Here is a 19750-nt window from a genome sequence, read left to right on the forward strand (position 1 = left end):
GCGCCAAGCGGTCAAGGCACTCCCGTGTCGATGGAGCAGCCGTCCACTGCATCAAAATGGACATCGATCTTGCTGGCTGCCCGTCAATCCTTGCGCAGGCCCTTTCCCATCGCTTCGTAGATCATCGTTTTCAAGTTCAGCTGGATCCGTCCGCCCTGTGTGGGCGACATCACCATGAAGACTCCAAGCATGTCGTCCACGGGGTCGACGAAATAGAAGCTGCCGCCGGCGCCGTCCCAACGGTATTCGCCGAGTGGCCAGCTCGTACCAGGAGGTGACGAGGTGCGGACGGCAAAGCCAAGACCGAAGCCACTGGTGGGTCCGGGAAAATAGAAGAGATCATGAATGATACCGGTCTCCGGCCCAATCTGATCCGACGTCATCAGCGCGACGGTCTCACGCTTGAGGTATCGCTTGCCATCCAGTTCACCTCCATTGAGCAGCATTTGCAGGAAGCGGGCGTAGTCCCTTGTCGTGGAGGCCAAGCCCGCTCCGCCGGACTCCCAGCGCCGCGGCAATGTAGGATCCCTGATGCCGGCGACCCGGGATCGATCAACAGGAAATCCCTTCGCAATCAGCGGAAGTTTCGCTGTATCCGAAATGTAATACGCGGTATCGGACATGCCGAGCGGATCGAACAACCTCTGCTTTTCGAACTGGTACAGCGTTTGCGCCGAGACTACCTCGACGACCCGACCGAGCACGTCGGTTGAATGACTGTAGTTCCAGTGCGTTCCGGGCTGATCGTCAAGCGGCAGCGCTGCGATTCGATCGGCAAAGTCGGCATTATCGAAATCCCCGGCGTACAATCGAGGATTTGCATAGAGTTTCTGCACCTGGGTCCGACCGAGGAAGCCGTAGGTGATGCCCGACGTGTGCCGCAATAGGTCCCTGATCGTAATCGGGCGCTTCAACGGCTCGAGCTTGAGCGGATACTCTCCGGCCTCATCGGAAACATCGACACCGACTTTGGTCTCCGCAAAGGAATGAATGTATTTCGACACGGGATCATCGAGAGCGAGCTTGCCCTCGTCCACCAGCATCATCGCCGCAACCGACGTAACCGCCTTCGACATGGAATAGATCTGGAAAATTGCGTCGGGAGTCATCGGCAGCCCCGTGTCGGGGTCCCGCACGCCGAAACATTCGAAATGGACCGGCTGGCCGTGCTGTTGGATCAGCAGGATGGCTCCCGGAATCTTACCGGTCGCGATCTCATTGCGGATAGTGTCGTCAATTCGCTTCAGGGCCGCGGGTGAAAGAGTTCCTACCGCCGGCGTTCGGGCTTCGGCGCGTAGTTCAAACGCCCATCCGACGATCAAAGAAATTACCAACGCTGCTGCGGCAAGGCAGCGCAGTGCGGTTTTTTCAGTTCGAAAGTGCATAGTCGGGCGGCTTGAGGGTCCACAGAATGTTCGGGCGGTCCGCAGGCGTCCGACGGGCCTCCGGAGCGACGGCTTGCCTCGACCTTCTCACGACCGGAATGCTCGTGCAAGGCGCGCGCGTCGTGGCGATCCTCGCTGCGGCCCGGGACTACGTCGCAAGCAGCCTCGAGGCAGGACGGACGCATGATGCTTCCGGGCAGCTCACGATCGTGTCATTCTTGGCGAGGCCTGGAGGTTGATCTGGATCAACGAGCTTGCAACAATCTCGCGAAAATTGTGAGCCGATCCGGGAGCGCCGAACAAGCTCAATCTATTGATCCTCTTGCTTTCTCTGCAATCACAGGGGCGCTCTTGATGCGCGATGGGATGAGCCCGCCAGCGAGCGAGACAACACATGCTACGTGTGATCACGCGATCCATCATCGACAAACAAGAAAGGTCATCGACGAGCCGGACTCGCGCGTTAACGGGGCCCAGCATGCCACTTCTGCCGGCAGGACACCGGTTTCTCACCGCACACCGCTAACGCTTCTGCTGATATCCTTAGGCGCCATCGCCGCAGTCTGGTGGTGGCTGGGGATCCCGGTCGACCTGGTACGCGCACCGATCGATCCGAACGACAAAGTTCAGTGCATATCATACGCTCCCTTCCGCAACCATCAGACGTCACTTTCGTCGGCGACGCGGGTGTCGCGGGAACAGATTGCAGAAGATCTCGCCGAGCTTGCGAGGATATCCGACTGCATCCGTACCTATGCGAACGATCTTGGGCTTGATCAAATCCCCGAGCTTGCGGCCAAGGCGGGACTGAAGGTCATTCAGGGCATTTTTCTTGATAAGGACCGGCAGAAGAATTTGACGCAGATATCCACGGGGGTGCGTCTCGCCAAAGAATATCCGGGAACCATCATCGCGCTTGTGGTCGGCAGCGAGACCTTGTTGCGTCATGACATAACAGTTTCCGACCTCGCCGCTACGATCCGCTCGGTGAAGGCGCAGGTCTCTGTCCCCGTTACCTATGCCGATGTCTGGGAATTCTGGCTGAGCAATCGCGAACTTTACGGCGTTGTCGATTTCGTCACGATTCATATCCTGCCATATTGGGAAAATGTTCCGATCCCGGCGGAGCTTGCCGCCGCGCACGTTGACACGATCCGCCGGCAGATTGCATCGGCTTTTCCGGGTAAAGAAATTTTTATCGGAGAAATAGGTTGGCCAAGTGAGGGGCGGATGCGCGAATCGGCGTTGCCGTCGCGCGTCAATCAGGCCCGCGTGGTCTCGGAGATCCTCGACATCGCCCGACGCGAGAATTTCCGCGTCAACGTGTTCGAGGCCTATGATGAATCGTGGAAACGAGAAATCGAGGGCACGATCGGTGGATACTGGGGTCTGTTCGATTCCGTGCAGCGCACGCTGAAATATCCTCCCGGAGTCCCCATCAGCAATTTTCCGCTGTGGAAACTGCAGATGTGCAGCGGAATGGCACTGTCAGTCCTGGTGTTCGGCGTGGCATGGCTGACCCTGCGGCGCAAGGGCAGGGAGCCCGGAGCGGCCCCATGGTTTGCGGTAGCATTATCGGCGACCACGGCTGGAATCCTGTTTGGGGTTGCCGCCCAAAAGATGTTCCATGAAAGTTACGGAGCAGGTGGTTGGCTTCTGTGGGGCTCGTTTCTGGCGGCGGCCGTTGCCTCGCCGGTGTTTGGCGCGAACGCCCTGATGTCGGGCCGCGTATCACCCAGTTTCCTGGAATTGCTGGGTCCCTCGGAGCACCGGACCCAATCGATGCTGGCGACCGGGAACGGGTTAGTCCGGATCGCAACCGCGGTGATCGGCACGGCCACAGCACTCGGCTTGGTTTTTGATCCGCGCTTTATTGATTTTCCTTTCGCGCCTCTCACGATGGCGACGGTGCCTTTTGCGGCTGTGACGCTGCTCAATCCGGCTACGAAAGGTATCCGCCCTGTGGCGGAATCGATATTTGTCGGCGTGCTTATTGTGTCAGCGATCTACATAGGGTTCAACGAAGGACCGGCCAACTGGCAGTCGCTATGGACCTGCGCTGCCTATGCACTGCTTGCGGTTACTCTCTGGCGGACGCGTGCCTGAGAACGACGAGACGGTCAGCAGGAAAGCGGATCACCATTGCTTGCCTGACATACTCAACTCTAGCCGCTGCATTTGGGCATGAGGCTGTTTACGTCCCGCACCAGACTGGGCATCACCTCCTCAGCCGAATGTTTGCCCGTCACCAGGCTCTCGGTGTGGTTCTTGATCACCTCGATGATCTTCAGGGAATTCCCACCCGGAAATGAGGCCCAGTCCGTCAGTACCGGCAGTTGCTGAATGCTGGTCGTGTGATTGGGGTTCTTGGCATAGAACGAGCCGAGAAGATCTGGTGATTTTACGGCGATCTCGTTGCCGGGCATGTAGCCGGTATAGTTCACCATCAGCGTCTGGCCGCTCGGGCCGGTGACGAACTTCACGTACTCCCACGCAGCCTTCTGCCGCTCGGCATCCTTGGCGAAGACCATGGCGACATTGCCGCCCGCCGGCAGCTTGCCTTCCGGCGCTGACAGCGGAAACGCGACGGTCTTGAAATCGAAGCGGTTGCCGATCTGGCGGTCCGCCGCAGCGACGTAGGATGTGGAATCGACGAGGATGGCGATACTGCCCGCGACGAACGACTGACGCGCCTGGCTGATACCGAAGTTGGGCATTCCTGATTTGCCAAAAGACTCGAGGGTTTTGAGTGCCCATAGGCCGGCATTGTCATTGAACGCCACCGTGCAGCCGTCGGCTTTCAGCATATGCCCGCCGCGGCTGGTGACGAGGGACTGCAGCAGCCAGTTTCCGGTTTGGTCCCATTGGTAGTAGAATCCGGTCACGCCGGCTCCAGCGCTCGTCTGAATTTTCTGACCTGCGGCGATAAGCTCGGGCCAGCTTCTTGGCAGATCGGCAGGATCGAGGCCCGCCTTCTTCACGAGGTCGGCGTTCACGTAGAGCACCGGAGTCGAGACCGCGAAGGGGAGGCCATAGAGCTTGCCCTTCCATCGGCCGAGCGTCGCGAGCGTGGGGTAGTAGCCAAGCTTGTCGAGACCACCATCCGCCGCCACGAAGGCATCAACCGGCGCGCCGAGGCCGCGATCCACGAACAAGCTGATCTGGTTGATGCCATTGAAGGCAACATCCGGCAGGCGACCGGTGATTTGATCGCGCAGGATCTGCTGGGCCGCTTCTTCGTATCCGGCCACTGGATTGCGAAACTTCACCTTGATGTCGGGATGGGTCTCGGTGAAGCGCTTGGCCAGCTCTTGCTGAAGGGTATTGAAGGTCCCGGGCGTGGTATAAAGCACGTCGAGCGTTATCTCCTCGGCATGGGCGGGCGTAACCGCGAAAGCCGCCACGAATGCGGCGCCGACAACTCTCAACACGCGGCGCGGCAGCAGTTCGTCGAGCATGACAATCTCCCTTGGGTCACTTCATGGCAGTCGTTGCCAGCCCGTCGATGAAACGGCGCTGGGCGAGAAGGAAAGCGAGCAGCAGCGGGGCGACGATGATCGTGGCGCCAGCCATGAGCGGCCCGAGGAATTGGCCGGCCTCGTCATCGCGGAACAGGAGGATACCGAGCGCCGGCGTCGAGATGTCCTCGCTCCGCACCGCAATGAGTGGCCAGAATAGATCGTTCCAGTGGGCAACGACCGAGAAGATGCCGAAAGCGGCAAGCGCCGGTGTGCTCATGGGAATCATGATGCGCCAGATGATCTCGAACTCACCGAGCCCATCGAGCCGGGCGGCATGGATGATCTCATCCGGGATGGATCGGAAGAACTGGCGCAGCAGGAAGATGCCGAAGGCCGAGATGATCCAGGGAAGAATCAGGGCCGCATAAGTGTCGAGCAGCCCGAAGACGTGGAGCAGGACAAAATGGGGAATGGCCAGTGCCTGCGGCGGCACGAGAAGCCCCACCAGCACAGCGGAAAACAGCGTGTCACGGCCGCGGAAGCGCAGCTTGGCGAGCGCGTAGGCACATGGCACACAAACCATGAGCTGCAGCACGAAGATTATCGCGCAGACGAAGACGCCATTGAGCAGGAAACGGAGCATGGGCGCTGCGGTCAGCGCAACACGATAATTTTCAACGCCGTGGAAGGTCTTGGGCCAGAGATGGAAGTCGGGTTGGAAGATCTCGTCCGGCGGTTTCAGGGACAAGCTGATCATCCATACGAAAGGCAGCAGCGCGAAGGTTGCGGACACGACCAACAAGACATGGCGCGCGATGCGTCCTGCTAGCCGGTATCGGGGACGGTGTGCGCTCATGAATAGTGCACTCGGCGCTCGATGAACCGTGCCTGGGCGAGTGTGAGGGCGATCACGATGGCGAGGTAAACGACCGCGAGAGCCGCGCCGTAACCCGTGCGCAGATAGTCGAAGCTTTCGGAATAGAGCCGATTCAGCAGAACCTCCGAGGCGTAGTTCGGGCCGCCCTGGGTGAGCACGCGCACACTGTCGAACACCTCGAAGGCGCGGCTTGCGGTGAGGATGATGACGAACATGGTGACCGGCCCCAACATGGGGAGAGTTACGATGCGCAGCCGGTCAAGGAGGCCGTCTGCGCCATCGACTGCGGCGGCGTCGTAGAGCTGTTGAGGCACCGCCTTCAGGCCGGAGACGAAAAGCACCATGGCGAAGCCGAAACCTTGCCAAATGCCGATAAGGGCGAGGGCGAGGAGCGCGGTGTGCTCGTCCCGCAGCCAATTGATCCCGCTCACGCCGAACGCGGCGAGCGCCCGGTTGACCAGGCCGATGCTGGGATGGAGCATGGTGCCCCACACCACAGCCATGGCCGACATGGTGGACATGACAGGTAGGAAGTGCACCGCGCGATAGAAGCCGCGCAGGCCGGGGCTCGCCTCAATGAGCAGAGCCGTGGCAAGGCCAAGTCCCACCGTCCCGGGCACGACGATCGCCACGTAGAGGCACGTGTTGACCAGGGCCTTCCAAAACGGCGGGTCCGCCCACAACGCGGCAAAATTCTCGGTACCGACGAAATGGAACGTCGCGGCACCGAGTTGCCAGTCGGTGAACGAGAACAGGATCACGGCAACGGCCGGGCCAAAGAGCAGGCAGGTGAGCAGGATCACTGCTGGAGAGACGGCGAGCCAGCCGACGGTGGCCTCCTCGGTCCGATGCCGACGACGGACAATCGAGCGGATAGGGCCCTGGATCGATGCCGTCAGGCTCATGCTGCCGCCACCCGCTCGATATTGCCGCAACGCCTGCCAGCCTCGTCGAACTGCATCAGCCGCGCGGCATCGACCTTGAGCCCAACCGTAGAGCCGAGCGAAAAGCGCCGTTCGTCGGGCGTGGTGCGGATCACCACGGTTTCCGAGCCATCGCGGAGCGCGACATGCACGAAGATGTCCGAGCCGAGATTTTCAAGATCCGTCACCGTGCCATTGGTCACTCCATCGGCTGGGGTGATCAGGACCGCAGCTTCGGGACGAAATGCGAGATGCTTGGCCTGCGGTGCAAGCGCTGCCGACAGAACTGATCGATCATCCGCCCAGTGAGCGCGGGCGACGATGTTGATCTTCGGGCTGCCGATCATCTCGGCCACTCTGAGATCCTGCGGCTCGCGATAGAGCTCTTCCGGAGGGCCGACCTGGAGCAGTTCGCCGCCCATCATGACGGCGACGCGGTCCGCCATCGTCATGGCTTCCGACTGATCGTGCGTGACATAAACGAAGGTCACGCCGAGGCGTCGGTGCAGCGAGGTGATTTCCGTGCGCATCTGCACACGGAGCCTGGCGTCGAGATTGGACAGCGGCTCGTCCATCAGAAAGACGGTGGGGTGCCGCACCATCGCGCGCCCGAGGGCGACCCGCTGGCGTTGCCCGCCGGAGAGCTGGCCGGGCTTGCGGTGCAGCAAGTGGGCCACGTCGAGCATGGCGGCGGCCTGCTCCACCTCCTTGCGAATGCTCCGTTCGATGCCGGTGTGACCCGGCAGGAGCGGTCCGATGAGTGGCAGGCGCTGCGCGAAGGAGAGCTGCCGCGTGCGCAATGGCAGCGCGATGTTGTCGAATACGGTGAGATGGGGATAGAGGGCATAGGACTGAAACACCATCGCGACATCCCGGTCCTTTGGGCGAGCTCCGTCCACGGGCCGGCCGCCCACGCTCACCTCGCCCGCGTCTTGATCCTCGAGCCCCGCGATGATCCGAAGTAAGGTCGACTTGCCGCAGCCAGACGGTCCCACCAGGGTCAGGAATTCCCCGTCTTTGATTTTCAGGGAGACGTCCTTCAGAACCGGCGCCTCGCCATAGCGCTTCTCGATGCCGCGAAGCTCGATCTCAGCCACGGCTGCCTCGCTGGAGCGCGTTGCCGTCGGTGCCGGAGTCCGACAGACCAAGATGAGCAAGAATAGTCGGCGCGATGTCGATCACCGAGGCTGCTTCGGAGCGCACCGCTCCGGCCGAGAAGCCCGGACCTGAGATCATGAGGAAGGGAGACTGCTCCGCAGCGCCGAGCCCACCGTGCTGACCTGCGCCGATGACGTCTTCCTTGCCTTCGGAACGCTTCGCGGCAAAGCTTGTCCCGACAACGCCGAAATCATTGGGAGCCTCGGTCGCGCGCATGGCGACGGCGCAGGCGAGTCCGTTATCTGTGGATTGGCCAACACGGTGCAGATCGGCCTTGGACAGGACGGTGCCGGCCCAGTCCTGGCCGGTCAGAAAGCTGGTGATTGCCGTCTCGCGGCCAGCCGCGTTCGGGTGAAGATAGATCAGTGCCGAAGTGCCGTTGGAGGCGACCACCACGTCGCCGGAATCGAGGCTTTCCTTGAGGCCCGCGGCGACCAGCTCGGCTTCAATGTGGATGACGCCGCTCACCACCTGATGGCCGTGGTCGGATCCAAGCAGGAAGAGCACATCGTCGCCGTCGGGCAGCTGCGCCACCGCGTCCATGACGCGCTTCGCGTTCCGATCGGCTTCCTTCAGGACGGCCAGATGTTCGGGCGAGCCCAGCGGCAGTGCGTGCTGCGACGAGTCGGGCTCGCCCAGCCACATCAGAGCGAGGGCGGGAGGACTCGCGGCCAGCGCAGCCTCCGCAATGAAGCGCTCGGTCATGGCCCGATCGCCAGCCAGGTCCAGCGTCACGCGAAGCTGTTCGGCCTCGGGCAGGGGAACGCGGCCTCGCCCAAACGAGCCGGCGCGATGATAGATGCGCCCGTGGCCGTCGGGATCGTGAGCATAGGCCGCTCCTGGGGACACGTTGCTGAAGATCACTGCACCGCCGTGCTCACGCAGACGCTCGGCAAGTGTCGGAACGGCAAGGCTGCGTCCGGTGACACGCCTTTTGTGCTGCAGAAAATCCGGCCGACCAGCATCGTGACGCACGAGACGGTCATTCTCGACGAGGACCATGGTGTTGCCCTGGAGACCGTGGCGTGCGGGCAGGCAACCGGTGGCGAGACTTGCCGAAACCACCCGTGTGCATGAAGGAAAGACCGTGCTGAAGGCCGAGAATTGCTCGGCGCGTGCCGCGAAGGCGGCCAGATGCGGCGTGGTCTCGGGGCCGACGAAGTCCCGGCGCAGTCCGTCAAGAACAAGGAGGATGGCGCGCCGCATGTTCACGCTTCCACATTGAGCGGCACGAAGGCAACGCGGCGCACGCGCTGCCGCCATGTCGGCCTGCCGGTGCGACCAGCCCTCAATCGACGTTTGGCCGTCTCCGGCCGCCCAGGCCACCGGTCGAATTTTCGGTTGGTGCTTTGAGGAAGCCGGATCGGCGTCCGTTCACTGCGCTGCATGTCGTTCCATCGTGCCTGAGAGGAGGCGAGCCTCTTCTTGGGACTCTTAACGGCGGCCAGCGACGCTTTTGTGACGGTGCGGGTACATTTGTGCCGGGCGCGGAATTGCGATATGGATCGTGCAACAGGGAGCCTGGACGTGCTGGACCGAGCCAACAAACAGGAAAACGAGAACGCCGCGGATTCTGCGCTCATGGCGCGGATCTGCTGGCACTACTTCAAGGAGGGGCAAACCCAGGATGCGATCGCCCAACACCTCCAGGTTACCCGCAAGCGCGTGAATCGCCTCCTCGCCGAGGCGCGCGACACGGGATTCGTGCAGATCACCATCAACAGTCAGGTGAGCGCTTTCGGAGCGCTCGAAAGCGGCCTGGTGGAGAGATTTGGTCTGCGTCGCGCTATCGTCGTGCCATCGCCAATCGAGAACGGAGACGCTCGGCCGATCGTGGGCGCAGCCGCCGGCCACTATGTGTCCGAGCATTTGCCCGAACCGGGCACCCTCGGCATCAACTGGGGCGGCACCATCAACGCGGCAGCACAGAACCTGCGGCGGCGGGCTGGCGGCGGCAATCGCGTCGTACTCTTGTGCGGCGGTCTGGCAGAGAGCACTCGCATCAACCCCTACGATAACGCCGCAGTGGTGGCGCGGGCACTGGATGCGGTCTGCTATTACGTCACCGCGCCGATGTTCGCCGACACGGCAGCGCTCAGGGATGCGCTTGTTGCCAGTGAGCCGGTGCAGAGGGTGCTGGCGATGGTTCCCCACCTCGACATGGCGCTGCTCGCAGCCGTCGATTTGTCCGAGACCTCGAAAGCGCTTGAGTACGGCCTCATCGATCGAAATGTTTGGCGATCGCTTCTGGATGCGGGTGCAGTCGGCGACATTTGCGGACACTATCTCGATGCGGAGGGCCGATTGATTGGCCATGAGCTGGCAGTGCGCGTCGTCAATCCTCCGCTCCAGGAACTTCTCAAAATCCCTCAGATCGTGCTTGCGGCCGGTGGTCTGCAGAAGCTCGCCATCATCCGCGCCGGAATCCGTGCCAAGCTCTGTCACGTTCTGATCACCGACGAGCAAGTCGCGCGAGCGCTGCTCGAATAGTGCTGGCTTACAGGTGGTCGACGTCGGGTGACGTTCGAAAAACTTCAGCGATGGTCGCTTCGGAGCGGCTCCCAGATCTCGATGTCGCGATCGGAGACGAACAGGCCGGGAAGCGCTTCGTGCCAGGCGTTGCGATAGGAACGCTTCAGCTGAACGTTCAAGACCTCCTCATGGCTTTCCCAGGTCTCGTAGAGCATGAAGCGATATTCGGACGTGGGATCGCGATGCAGCACCGCCCGGTGAAAGGTCGGCTCATCGCTCATCGCATCCAGCACCGTCCCGAGCAGCCGCAGAAAATTCGCGCGCTGCTCGGGCACGACGTCAAACTTGATCACATAGGTGACAGGCATAGTGATGTCCTCGGCATCGATCCGTCGGCCTCAGGCCGGAAAGAACTGGTAGTCCGCCACGATTCTTCCGCTGCCGTCGACGACGAGAAATTCGAGGCCGCGGGCCAGGATGGTCTCGCCGCTGGCGGGCAGCATCTCCCAGTGAAAGACCACGACGTCGTGCACCCGGCGAGCATCGTCAGCGGCACGAAACCGGTTGGCGTTGTCCCTGACGTTCTTCTCATGTGCCTCGCGCACGCGTGTCTCCAGGGCGTCGTAACCTTCAAACTCGCGGTCGCCGACATAATGCCGGCCCTGGGGAATCCAGAGGTCTGCGATCTGGCTCTTGCGCCGCTCTGCATCGCTCTCGTTCCAGACGGCGACGTAGCGGTTGGCCAGGCTGCTTGGGCTTTCCATCGTCTTCTCCTCATGCTTGCGCGCCTCAGGGACCGTGGAAGATGCTTCACGCGACCGCGCCTGGTCGATAACCTCGCAGGTCAAAAGACGCTGACGTGCGGTGCGAATTTGACCTCGGAGGTTATGGTGTGGCGGATGTGGCAGGTCATAAGGTGACGCATGGCCGTTCGCGCTGTTGAATTTGGCGTGTTGCTGCGACGGTGGCGCGCCAGCCGGGGTATGTCGCAGACGACGCTGGCGCTTGCCGCAGACAGTTCGACGCGGCATCTGTCCTACCTTGAGACCGGTCGTTCCCGCCCGAGCAGGGACATGGTCCTGCGGCTCGGCGAGCAGTTGAACTTGTCGCTGCGCGACCAAAACCTGCTTCTGCTCGCCGCAGGGTTTGCGCCCGCCTTTGCCGAGCGATCGCTCGAAGAGATGTCATCCGCCCGGTCCGCGATGGAGCAGATCCTTCAGGTCCATCTTCCTTACCCGGCCTATGTGCTGGATCGACACTGGAACGTCGTTCTGTCGAATGCGGCGCTGCCGCAGCTCTACGAGGGATGTTCCCCGGAGCTGCTTCGCAGTCCGGTCAACGCCGTGCGCCTCACCTTGCATCCGGACGGCATGGGCCCGCGCGTCGAGAATTTCGTCGAGTGGCGCGCGCACACCGTCACGGTGCTGAAGCAGCAGCTTCAGGCGAGGGCAGATCCCGTCATTCAGGCTCTTTTGACCGAGGTGCTGTCCTACCCGGCACCCAGGGGTGCCATGGCCCTCGCATCGAGCGAAGGCCCTCAGCGATACGCCTCGCCGCTTCGTCTGCAGACCAGGTTCGGCAGCGTCTCGTTCCTGAACACCACGACCGTCTTCGGCGCACCCGCAGACGTGACGCTCTCGGAGCTTGCGCTCGAAATGTTGTTTCCGGCCGACGCGGCCACCATCGCCATCGTGAAAGATATGGTCGACGAGACTGAACTGTCGGCCGGCGGCAATCCGCTCGCGTCGAGGGCAGGTTGATCTGCTCGCTCTCGCCAAGCATTTTGACGTCCGGGGTCATCGACTCTCTCCAATCCACGGCGCACCGTGACGCCGAAGTGAGTGACCCGCGGCGAGCGGTGCAGAACAGGCTCAAGGGGAGAAGAGAATGAACAGGCGGAGTGTTCTGATGGCATCGGCGTTGGCGGTGCTCGGCGCGCGACTTTCGTCGGGCGCGCATGCAGCCGAACGCACAAGTGAAGGGAGAACCAGAATGGTCGGCGTCAACGACATCGTCGTGCGATATCTGGCAGCGTGGAACGAGCAGGACGCGAAGCGGCGCCGCGATCTCATCGCCGCGACATGGACCGAAGACGGCACCTATGTCGACAGAGTGCGTGATGGACGCGGGCATGATGCCATCGATGGCATGATCGCCAAGGCCCAGGGACAGTTCCCGGGCTACCGGCTCAATCTCGCGAGCGGTATTGAAGCGCATCATGACTACGTGCGCTTCTCCTGGGTCGCCGGCGCCACTGCGGATGCGCCGCTCTATATCAAGGGCACCGACTTTGCCGTCATCGCCGACGATGGTCGCATCAAGTCCGTCGTTGGCTTTGTCGACGCGGCCCCGGCGCCCGCCGCGCGATAGGCTTGCGGGCGCGATCGGGCCCGGCGGCCGAGTTGTGGCGGCACGTTGGGTCGCCACATTTTTCTTCGAACTACGCGCCCGCACCTGAAACTGCTGTTTGCTCCGGAGAGAGGAGGGACGATTCGGAAGGAACCTCACTGGTACTTCTTCGGGGCGAAGCTGGCAGTTGTTGCCTGAAGTATCGCCTTGGCAGCTTGCAGATCCGGTGTCCCGAAGCCCTCAGTGAACTGACCATAGATCGGGGTGAGCAGGTCGTGAGCCTCGCAACGCCGCCCCTGTTCTCCCCACAATCGTGCAAGCCGTGTCGTCGCGCGCAACTCCCACAGCTTAGCGCCTTGCCGGCGCGCCGTTTCGGCCGCATGCCAGAATCGTGCTTCCGCCGCGGTCGGATCGGAGATCGGCAGGCGCAGCATCAACTCGCCCATCTTCCGGTGGAGTTCCGCCTCGAACCATTCTTCGCCGGTTTCTGCCACTCGGTCCAGCGCTTCGGCAATGAGGTCCAAGCCCGCGTTCATTGCGCCGGATCGACCGTGGACCTCAGCAAGCAGACTTTGGAAATAGGGCACCAGGAAGCCCGCTCCGGTGGCCTGCCACATCGCAAGTCCGTCTTGGATCTGCGCGATACCAGCCCCAAAATCTCCAGCCGCGCCTAGCGTCCAGCCGCGAATGACGATGCCGGCCCCGAGGAAGTGTGGGGAGTCCTGCTCGGCTGCAAGTGCGATCAGCGCATTCGCCAGATCTCGGGCCTGGTCTTGGTCCTTCCGGAGCTGCGACAGAATGCAGCCGTAAAGCAGTGCATAGCCGAGGGTGTTGCGGTGGGACAACTCCTTCGCGTCTGTCAAAGCCTTCTCGCTCCTCGCCCGGGCCTGCTCCGGATAGCCGAGGGCGAACAGTCCCCAGGATAGGACGGACAGTCCCGCCACGCTCGGATCCTGCGCGAACAGGAAGGCAAGCGACCGATGAGCGATCGGATCGTAGAGAGCGAGCGTTCGCTCCAGATGGGCGCGAGCAACCCCTAACTCTCCGCGAAGCAATTCAGCGGTTCCGACGATGCGGTTGCCAATGGTTTCGGCGGCGGCATCGTTCTGTTCCTGGGCGCGGCGGAGTAATTCTTCGCCTGCGGTTCGACCGGCCTCGAGCTCCGCCCGCACGACATGAAAAACCCACTCCCCATAGAGAACAGGGAAGAGTCGCGACGTGTCGCCGAGGCGTTCGCACAAATCCCGAGCCCGTGCATTGGCCCGTCCGACCTCCGGAGCGGCCCAGCCCTTCGCGGCCATCAGGGCGACACCGAGGGCGACTTGTAATTCGAGTTCCCGCCGCCACCGTGGGGCGTCGTCGGGGAGAACAGGGATCAGCTCGAGCCCTTTGGTCAGTTGCGCGATCGCCTCCGCAGTAGCAGAGCGCGCGATCTCTGCTTGTCCCGCCCTAAGCCAATAATCGATCGCCGGTTCAGCCAGCCCGGCCTCCATGTAGTGGTGAGCCAAAAGTTCGGGCTGCGCCTGCACTATCCCCTGAAAGTGCTCTTCGAGCGCGGCGGCGATGCGCGCGTGCAAGCGCTGCCGCTTCACGCGCACGAGGGTCGCGTAGGCGGCGTCCTGCACGAGCGCATGCTTGAAGCTATAGGTCGCCTGCGGCGGCGTCCCGCGCCGGAACACCAGGCCCGAGCCGACGAGGTCGTCCAACGCCGCCTGGAGATCGCTCTCCCGCAGCGCGGCCGCGATCGCGAGCAGTTCGTGAGAGAATTCCCGGCCAATGGCGGCCGCGACTTGGGCCACCTCCCGGGCAGGCGCCAGCCGGTCGAGCCGCGCCAACAGTGACTCCTGGAGCGTGGTTGGGATCGCCATCGGCGGCAGCGGCCCGGCGAGCGCGTAATGGTCGCCTGCATCGCGCAGCAGATTGGTCTCCAGCACGGTCCGCGTCAGCTCCTCGACAAACAGGGGCACGCCGTCCGTCTTGGCGACGATCTGCTCGAGTACCGCAGGAGGCAGCGCCTTGCCGTGGCTCAGCCGCGCGACCATGGCCGCGCCCTGCCGACGGCTCAAGCGGCTGAGGGTCAGAGCGGTGACATGGGTATAGCGCATCCAGGGCGGCTCGAACTCGGGCCGGAAGGTGATGAGGACGAGCACGCGGGCGCCTTGCACCCGGTCGGCCAGGAGATCGAGCAGCTCGAGCGAGGTCGGATCTGCCCAGTGCACGTCCTCGTATATGGCCAGCACTGGCCGCCTTGCTGCGAGCCCCAATACCTGAGCGACCAACTCCTCGAGCGTCCGCTCCTTCTGCCGATGCGGGCTCATCTCGAGGGGCGGGTATCGCGCACCTGTGTCGAGCGATAATAATGCCGCGAGCAGCGAAGCCACTGCCGAGACATCATCGGTCGACAGCGCAAGCAGCGCCTCGAGCTTGTCGATCTTCGTTGCGGCCGAATCGTCCGCGGCGAAGCCCGCCGCCCGCTCCAGCAGGCCAATCACCGGAAAAAGCGGGCTGGTCTGATGGTGCGGTGAGCAGTAGTGCCCCAGGGCCGTATGCGGCTCATTCTCAAGTCGCCCTCGCAACGCCCGCGCAAGGCGCGACTTGCCGATGCCAGGCTCGCCCGCCAGCAGCACCAGCTGGCCCTCACCCTCCTTGGCGCGCTCCCAGTGCTCGAGCAGCAGGCCGATCTCATTCTCGCGGCCGACAAGCGGCGTCAGGCCTGCGCCGTGCAGCGCCTCGAACCGGCTCTCGGCGGTGCTTTCCCCGACCACGCGCCACGGCCGTACCGGTACTGGAAATCCCTTCAAGGTTTGCATGCCGAGCTCGGAGAGCTCGAACAGCCCGCCAACGAGCTCCCGAGTGCGGGCGGAGATCACAACCGTGCCTGGGGCAGCCATGGTTTGCAGCCGCGCCGCGAGGTTCGGCGTGTCGCCGACCACCGTCTCCTCGCGCGCTGCGCCTTCGCCGATCAACTCGCCGACAACCACCGGGCCGGTCGCGATGCCGATACGGGCCGCCAGCGTCTCGCCATGCGCCGATTCCAGCTTGGGTACCGCCGCGGCCGCGGCGAGGCCGGCCCGCACCGCGCGTTCGGCATCATTCTCATGGGCGCGCGGATAGCCGAAATAGGCCAGCACACCATCCCCCATGTACTTCGCCACGTGCCCTTCGAACCGCGTGATCGCGCCTGCCACTGCGTTCTGATAGGTCCGCAGGACTTCGGCCATTTCTTCCGGATCGAGCCGCGCCGCGAGCGCGGTTGAGCCGACCAGGTCGACAAACATCACGGTGAGCTGGCGGCGCTCAGCCTCGGGACGAACGACAATAGCTGCGGCCGTGGCTGGGGGCGTCGCCGAAATTGAGTCGGCACGCAGGGCGGCGATGGCGGCGAGCAGTCTGCGGCGATGGCCGATCGAGGCGACGCCGAGCCCGATCAGATCCTCGGCCGTCAGGTCCTTGAGGACGTCGGCGTCGATGTCGTTCTCGCGGAACGCCCGTTCGTACTGTCCCAGTCCCAGAGCACGCAGCCACGCCGCGACATCCATGGGCTCCTCCCGGCTGCTTCGTCCTCAGCCGCTGGCGCTCCAGTCTATCTCAAAATGCCGTGTGGTGGACACCGTGAAACGTCACGAGTTGACTGCTGATGAAGAGACCTCGCAGGTAATAACGGCGACATCGCCGCGGAACCAAAGCCTTGGCGTTCGCATTTCCGTCGCTGAGCTCGCCGCTGAGATGCTGCTGACGGCGTGCGGCCAGGCGCCTGACGGTGGAGGACGATGAGGGACAATGCGTCGAAAGTTGCCGACATCAGGGACGCCGTTCACCTCTGCATCGACATGCAGAACATTTTCGCCCCCGGCGGTCTCTGGGCGACACCCTGGATGGAACGCGTCCTGCCGATGATCGCATCGATTGCTTCACGCCACCCGGCCAGGACGATCTTCACGCGCTTCATCACGCCGCAGGATCCGGAAGACCGTCCCGGACAGTGGCAGAGCTATTTCCATCGCTGGCGCGAGGCGACCCGCAGGCATCTTCCGCCATCCGGTCTCGAACTCGTGCCGGCCCTGGGCCGGTTCGCGCCTCCAGCCACCGTCATCGACAAACCGGCCTATTCCGCCTTCAGCAACTCCGCTCTGGCTGGCCTGCTGGTCCAAAAGAACATCGGCACGATCGTGATCACCGGGGCTGAGACGGATGTCTGCGTCCTGTCGACGGTCCTGGGCGCCGTCGATCTCGGCTTCAGGGTCGTCCTTGTCGAGGACGCGCTGTGCAGCTCGTCCGACGTCGGGCACGATGCGCTCATGACGATGTATCGCACCCGCTTTCACGGCCAGGTGGACCTCGTGACCGCGGAGGAGCTCGCGGAGTTCTGGCGGGAGTAGGTGCACCGCAGCGCCGCTATCATGCATCCCGACAAAGCGTGGCGGCCGATTCACATAGCCTAATGCGCGAGCCGCGCCGGCCGGCCAGACTGCTCGGACCGAAAGAGGCTGCGAGGGCGATGGACCGGGTCGAAAAGGCCTTTGTCGCAACCGCGATCACGGGTTTCCTCGTGATGACGGCGGCAATCGTCTGGATGATGCTCACCTGACATGGCAGGAGGCAATTTTGCGCATCGCCTTGCCCTATGCTGCCGTCATCCTTTGCTTGGCAGTGACTGCCTGGCTCGCTTTCGCCCACCTGTTCTGATCGTGGAATGGCCGCGCGCTTGAATTCTTCGGGCTTGTATCAGGATGTCTGGCTGTCCCGGCGCGGCGGCTTGCGGCGTTCCTCCTCCAGCTCATCTCGCAGGCGCTGCGCGCTTACGAGGTGATCGCTTCTGCGCAGCAGCGCCATCGCCTCGCGAACGAGTTCGCGTGAATGGGTCAGCAGTTGCGCATCCGCGGCCGAATTCGGTGTGTGGATCATCGAATGTTCCTTGCATGTCGATGGGCGAGGGGACACGCCTCGCTGCGTGTCAGTTCCGCGGTTCGGCGATGAGCGCGGCCAGTCGCCGTGCCATGGCTGCAAGATCGATCGGTTTCTCCAGCAGCGGCACGTCCTGAAACTCCGGACCGAGAGTGATCCTGTCATATCCCGTCGTGAACACGAAAGGCACGTTGCGCGCCTTCAGTTCGCGGGCAACCGGAAAGATCATCTCGCTGCGGATGTTCACGTCGAGCACGGCGGCGTCCAGAACGCCGCCGTCGTGGAGGAGCTTGAGCGCATCATCGAGATGGCCGACGGGACCTGCGATCTCCGCGCCGAGCGCGCGAAATGTCCTGCCGATGTCGTCGGCGAGAAAATATTCGTCCTCGACGATGAAGATGCGACGCCCGCTCAGCGGCGCGTGCTGACGTGACGGGGACAATGCCGCCATGGTGCCTCCAGCATTCGCTTCAAGCCTCTAGAGCATGATCCGAAAACGTGCGAAGCGCTTTTCCGAAAAACATCATGCTCAAACAATAACCTAAAGCGCGATCGCGCTTTAGGAACATAAGACCGAGACCCGCCTTGGTGCAAACGATGCAATCGAAGGTGAGTTCCATGAGCAACCGCGACATCATCGTCATCGGTGGCTCGGCGGGAGCCACCGCACCGCTGAAGCAGATTCTGGGTCGCCTTCCGGCGGATCTGCCGGCTGCCGTCTTCATCGTGCTGCATATTCCCGCGCAGGGCATCGGCATCCTCTCGGCGGTGGCTAGCAACGCTGGCCCGCTTCCGGTCCGGCAGGCCGAAAGCGGCATGAAGATCGAGCCCGGCCAGATCTACCTGGCCGCACCGGACCATCATCTGCTGCTGTCCGGAAATCAGGTCTTCCTCGGACGGGGGCCGCGCGAGAACATGGTCCGGCCGGCGATCGATGCCCTGTTCCGCTCGGCTGCCCTTTCTCACGGCCCGCGCGTGATCGGCGTGCTCCTGAGCGGCCTGTTGTCCGACGGCGCGGCCGGCCTCAATGCCATCAAGCGCTGCGGCGGGATGACCGTGGTCCAGGACCCCATGGACGCCATTTCCGACGAGATGCCGCGGCGCGCGATGGAGGCGACCACGGTCGATCTCTGTGTTCCCGGTGCGACCATGGGCGACGTCCTGTCCGAACTCGTGAGGGAGCAGGCCGGAGCCGTCCTCCCGATCCCGCCCGAGATCAGGCTCGAGGTCGAAATCGCGGCCGGGGACCGCATCGGCAGCGACAAGCTGCTCACGGTGGCCGATCCCGTCGCGTTGACCTGCCCTGGCTGCGGCGGAGTTCTGTCCGAAGTCAAGGAATCGCGCCCGATGCGCTTCCGCTGCCAGGTCGGTCATGGCTACACTGTCGATGCGCTTGCCAAGGAGCAGGAGGGGCGCGTCGACGAAGCCTTGCGGGTTGCGCTGCGCATCATCGAGGAGCGGGCTGAGCTGGTGCACCGCATGGCCGCCGACGGCCGGCGCAGCGGCCGGCTCGCAGTTGCCGAGATGTACGAGGCGAGGGCGGCCGAATATCGTGAATATGCCGACATGATCCGGCGCGTCGTGCTACAATCGCTCGATCCTGCGGTGCACAAGCGGGAGGCTTGAGGACTGCGCCATGGCCGTTTCCCTTGCCGAACGCGCCCAGCAGCTCGATGCCGAGCAGCGTCTTCTGGTGAAGGCCGACCGGGATATCGCGGAGGGCTCGCAGCGCGTCCGCGACCAGGAAGATCGCGTGCGCGAACTTGAGGCCGGCGGCCACGACACACGCCAGGCGCAGCGGCTGGTCGACCTGCTCAAGCAGACCCTGATCGAGTGGGAGCGCCACCGCGTCCTGATCGCGGAGCGCGTCACTTATCTCGAGCGTCAGGTTGCGGCGGGATAGCCGGAAGCCGGCTGATGGCCGGCTTCCTGAATTCCGCGCTGAGTTCGAACAGATAGTCGAGCTGCCACTCGGCGGTGCGGCGCCAACGGTCGTTCTCGTCGAGCAGCCGGCGGGCGGTCGCGGTGGCGATATCGGCTCGGTCGATCAGAGCCGCGAGCTCCTCGGAGATCTGCATCGCGGGTTCCTGCGTTATAGGCCGAGTATGGACTTCCCGGCGGGGGCTGACAACGTTCATGCGCGAAATCAAAGGACGCTCCGTGACATTTTTCTCTTTGATCTGTTGGGGTAATATCGATTTCTGCTATCTGCGGGGACCG

Annotated in this window: 19 protein-coding genes; 7 read left to right on the forward strand and 12 right to left on the reverse strand. The window is 63.1% G+C overall.

Features of this window, described 5'->3' with window-relative positions; all coding sequences use genetic code 11:
• Positions 1 to 83: 83 nt before the first annotated feature.
• A complete protein-coding gene (locus GPL20_RS09580) occupies positions 84 to 1385 on the reverse strand; it encodes a serine hydrolase domain-containing protein (protein WP_157329321.1) in 1302 nt (433 codons plus the stop codon).
• A 183-nt stretch (positions 1386 to 1568) separates the two neighbouring features.
• Here GPL20_RS09580 and GPL20_RS09585 point away from each other — a divergent pair, with 183 nt between their 5' ends.
• The gene (locus GPL20_RS09585) at positions 1569 to 3491 is read left to right on the forward strand and encodes a glycoside hydrolase family 17 protein (RefSeq protein ID WP_246250191.1); all 1923 of its coding nucleotides are present in this window, start codon (positions 1569 to 1571) and stop codon (positions 3489 to 3491) included.
• 59 nt (positions 3492 to 3550) lie between these two features.
• Here GPL20_RS09585 and GPL20_RS09590 read toward each other — a convergent pair whose 3' ends face one another.
• From GPL20_RS09590 to GPL20_RS09610, 5 genes are read right to left on the reverse strand one after another with little or no spacing between them, the layout of a single operon-like run.
• The gene (locus tag GPL20_RS09590) at positions 3551 to 4843 is read right to left on the reverse strand and encodes an ABC transporter substrate-binding protein (protein ID WP_157329322.1); all 1293 of its coding nucleotides are present in this window, start codon (positions 4841 to 4843) and stop codon (positions 3551 to 3553) included.
• Positions 4844 to 4859: 16 nt separating this feature from the next.
• Positions 4860 to 5702, reverse strand: a complete 843-nt coding sequence (locus GPL20_RS09595; protein WP_157329323.1) for a carbohydrate ABC transporter permease — start codon at positions 5700 to 5702, stop codon at positions 4860 to 4862.
• Complete coding sequence (locus GPL20_RS09600) at positions 5699 to 6628, reverse strand: carbohydrate ABC transporter permease (RefSeq protein WP_157329324.1); 930 nt, start codon at positions 6626 to 6628, stop codon at positions 5699 to 5701. The genes GPL20_RS09595 and GPL20_RS09600 overlap by 4 nt, the downstream gene beginning before the upstream one ends.
• Positions 6625 to 7743 carry an ABC transporter ATP-binding protein gene (locus GPL20_RS09605; protein WP_309143244.1) on the reverse strand — a complete coding sequence of 373 codons (1119 nt, stop codon included), beginning with the start codon at positions 7741 to 7743 and terminating at the stop codon, positions 6625 to 6627. The genes GPL20_RS09600 and GPL20_RS09605 overlap by 4 nt, the downstream gene beginning before the upstream one ends.
• On the reverse strand, positions 7736 to 9010 hold the full coding sequence (locus GPL20_RS09610) for an alkaline phosphatase family protein (protein ID WP_157329325.1): 1275 nt from the start codon (positions 9008 to 9010) through the stop codon (positions 7736 to 7738). Before GPL20_RS09610 ends, GPL20_RS09605 begins: the two co-directional genes overlap by 8 nt.
• Before the next feature lie 294 nt (positions 9011 to 9304).
• Between GPL20_RS09610 and GPL20_RS09615 the strand changes: the two genes are divergently transcribed.
• The gene (locus GPL20_RS09615) at positions 9305 to 10294 is read left to right on the forward strand and encodes a sugar-binding transcriptional regulator (protein WP_157329326.1); all 990 of its coding nucleotides are present in this window, start codon (positions 9305 to 9307) and stop codon (positions 10292 to 10294) included.
• Positions 10295 to 10338: 44 nt separating this feature from the next.
• Here GPL20_RS09615 and GPL20_RS09620 read toward each other — a convergent pair whose 3' ends face one another.
• Positions 10339 to 10644 (reverse strand): putative quinol monooxygenase, encoded by a 306-nt coding sequence (locus tag GPL20_RS09620; protein ID WP_157329327.1) that lies wholly within the window; start codon positions 10642 to 10644, stop codon positions 10339 to 10341.
• Positions 10645 to 10674: 30 nt separating this feature from the next.
• Positions 10675 to 11040, reverse strand: coding sequence for a hypothetical protein (locus GPL20_RS09625; protein ID WP_157329328.1), 366 nt, complete (start codon positions 11038 to 11040; stop codon positions 10675 to 10677).
• Between the two features lie 159 nt (positions 11041 to 11199).
• On the opposite strand from GPL20_RS09625, the gene GPL20_RS09630 reads away from it, so the two are divergent.
• Both GPL20_RS09630 and GPL20_RS09635 read left to right on the forward strand, forming a co-directional pair.
• Positions 11200 to 12036 carry a helix-turn-helix domain-containing protein gene (locus tag GPL20_RS09630; RefSeq protein ID WP_157329329.1) on the forward strand — a complete coding sequence of 279 codons (837 nt, stop codon included), beginning with the start codon at positions 11200 to 11202 and terminating at the stop codon, positions 12034 to 12036.
• Positions 12037 to 12184: 148 nt separating this feature from the next.
• A complete protein-coding gene (locus GPL20_RS09635; RefSeq protein WP_246250195.1) occupies positions 12185 to 12646 on the forward strand; it encodes a nuclear transport factor 2 family protein in 462 nt (153 codons plus the stop codon).
• Between the two features lie 134 nt (positions 12647 to 12780).
• Here GPL20_RS09635 and GPL20_RS09640 read toward each other — a convergent pair whose 3' ends face one another.
• The gene (locus GPL20_RS09640; protein ID WP_157329330.1) at positions 12781 to 16164 is read right to left on the reverse strand and encodes an AAA family ATPase; all 3384 of its coding nucleotides are present in this window, start codon (positions 16162 to 16164) and stop codon (positions 12781 to 12783) included.
• A gap of 231 nt (positions 16165 to 16395) precedes the next feature.
• Between GPL20_RS09640 and GPL20_RS09645 the strand changes: the two genes are divergently transcribed.
• The gene (locus tag GPL20_RS09645; RefSeq protein ID WP_157329331.1) at positions 16396 to 17004 is read left to right on the forward strand and encodes a cysteine hydrolase family protein; all 609 of its coding nucleotides are present in this window, start codon (positions 16396 to 16398) and stop codon (positions 17002 to 17004) included.
• 346 nt (positions 17005 to 17350) lie between these two features.
• Here the strand turns inward: GPL20_RS09645 and GPL20_RS09650 are convergent, their stop codons facing one another.
• Both GPL20_RS09650 and GPL20_RS09655 read right to left on the reverse strand, forming a co-directional pair.
• Entirely contained in the window at positions 17351 to 17530 is a 180-nt protein-coding gene (locus tag GPL20_RS09650) for a hypothetical protein (protein ID WP_157329332.1), read from the reverse strand.
• Between the two features lie 49 nt (positions 17531 to 17579).
• Positions 17580 to 17981 (reverse strand): response regulator, encoded by a 402-nt coding sequence (locus GPL20_RS09655; RefSeq protein ID WP_157329333.1) that lies wholly within the window; start codon positions 17979 to 17981, stop codon positions 17580 to 17582.
• A 167-nt stretch (positions 17982 to 18148) separates the two neighbouring features.
• Here GPL20_RS09655 and GPL20_RS09660 point away from each other — a divergent pair, with 167 nt between their 5' ends.
• Both GPL20_RS09660 and GPL20_RS09665 read left to right on the forward strand, forming a co-directional pair.
• Positions 18149 to 19156, forward strand: coding sequence for a chemotaxis protein CheB (locus tag GPL20_RS09660; RefSeq protein WP_157329334.1), 1008 nt, complete (start codon positions 18149 to 18151; stop codon positions 19154 to 19156).
• A gap of 10 nt (positions 19157 to 19166) precedes the next feature.
• Positions 19167 to 19433: a hypothetical protein gene (locus GPL20_RS09665; protein ID WP_157329335.1), complete on the forward strand. Its 267-nt coding sequence runs from the start codon at positions 19167 to 19169 to the stop codon at positions 19431 to 19433.
• On the opposite strand, the gene GPL20_RS09670 is transcribed toward GPL20_RS09665, so the two are convergent.
• Entirely contained in the window at positions 19399 to 19608 is a 210-nt protein-coding gene (locus GPL20_RS09670; protein ID WP_157329336.1) for a hypothetical protein, read from the reverse strand. The genes GPL20_RS09665 and GPL20_RS09670 overlap by 35 nt on opposite strands.
• Positions 19609 to 19750 lie beyond the last annotated feature (142 nt).

The sequence above is a fragment of the Bradyrhizobium cajani genome (genome assembly GCF_009759665.1).
Classification (GTDB): Bacteria; Pseudomonadota; Alphaproteobacteria; order Rhizobiales; family Xanthobacteraceae; genus Bradyrhizobium; species Bradyrhizobium cajani.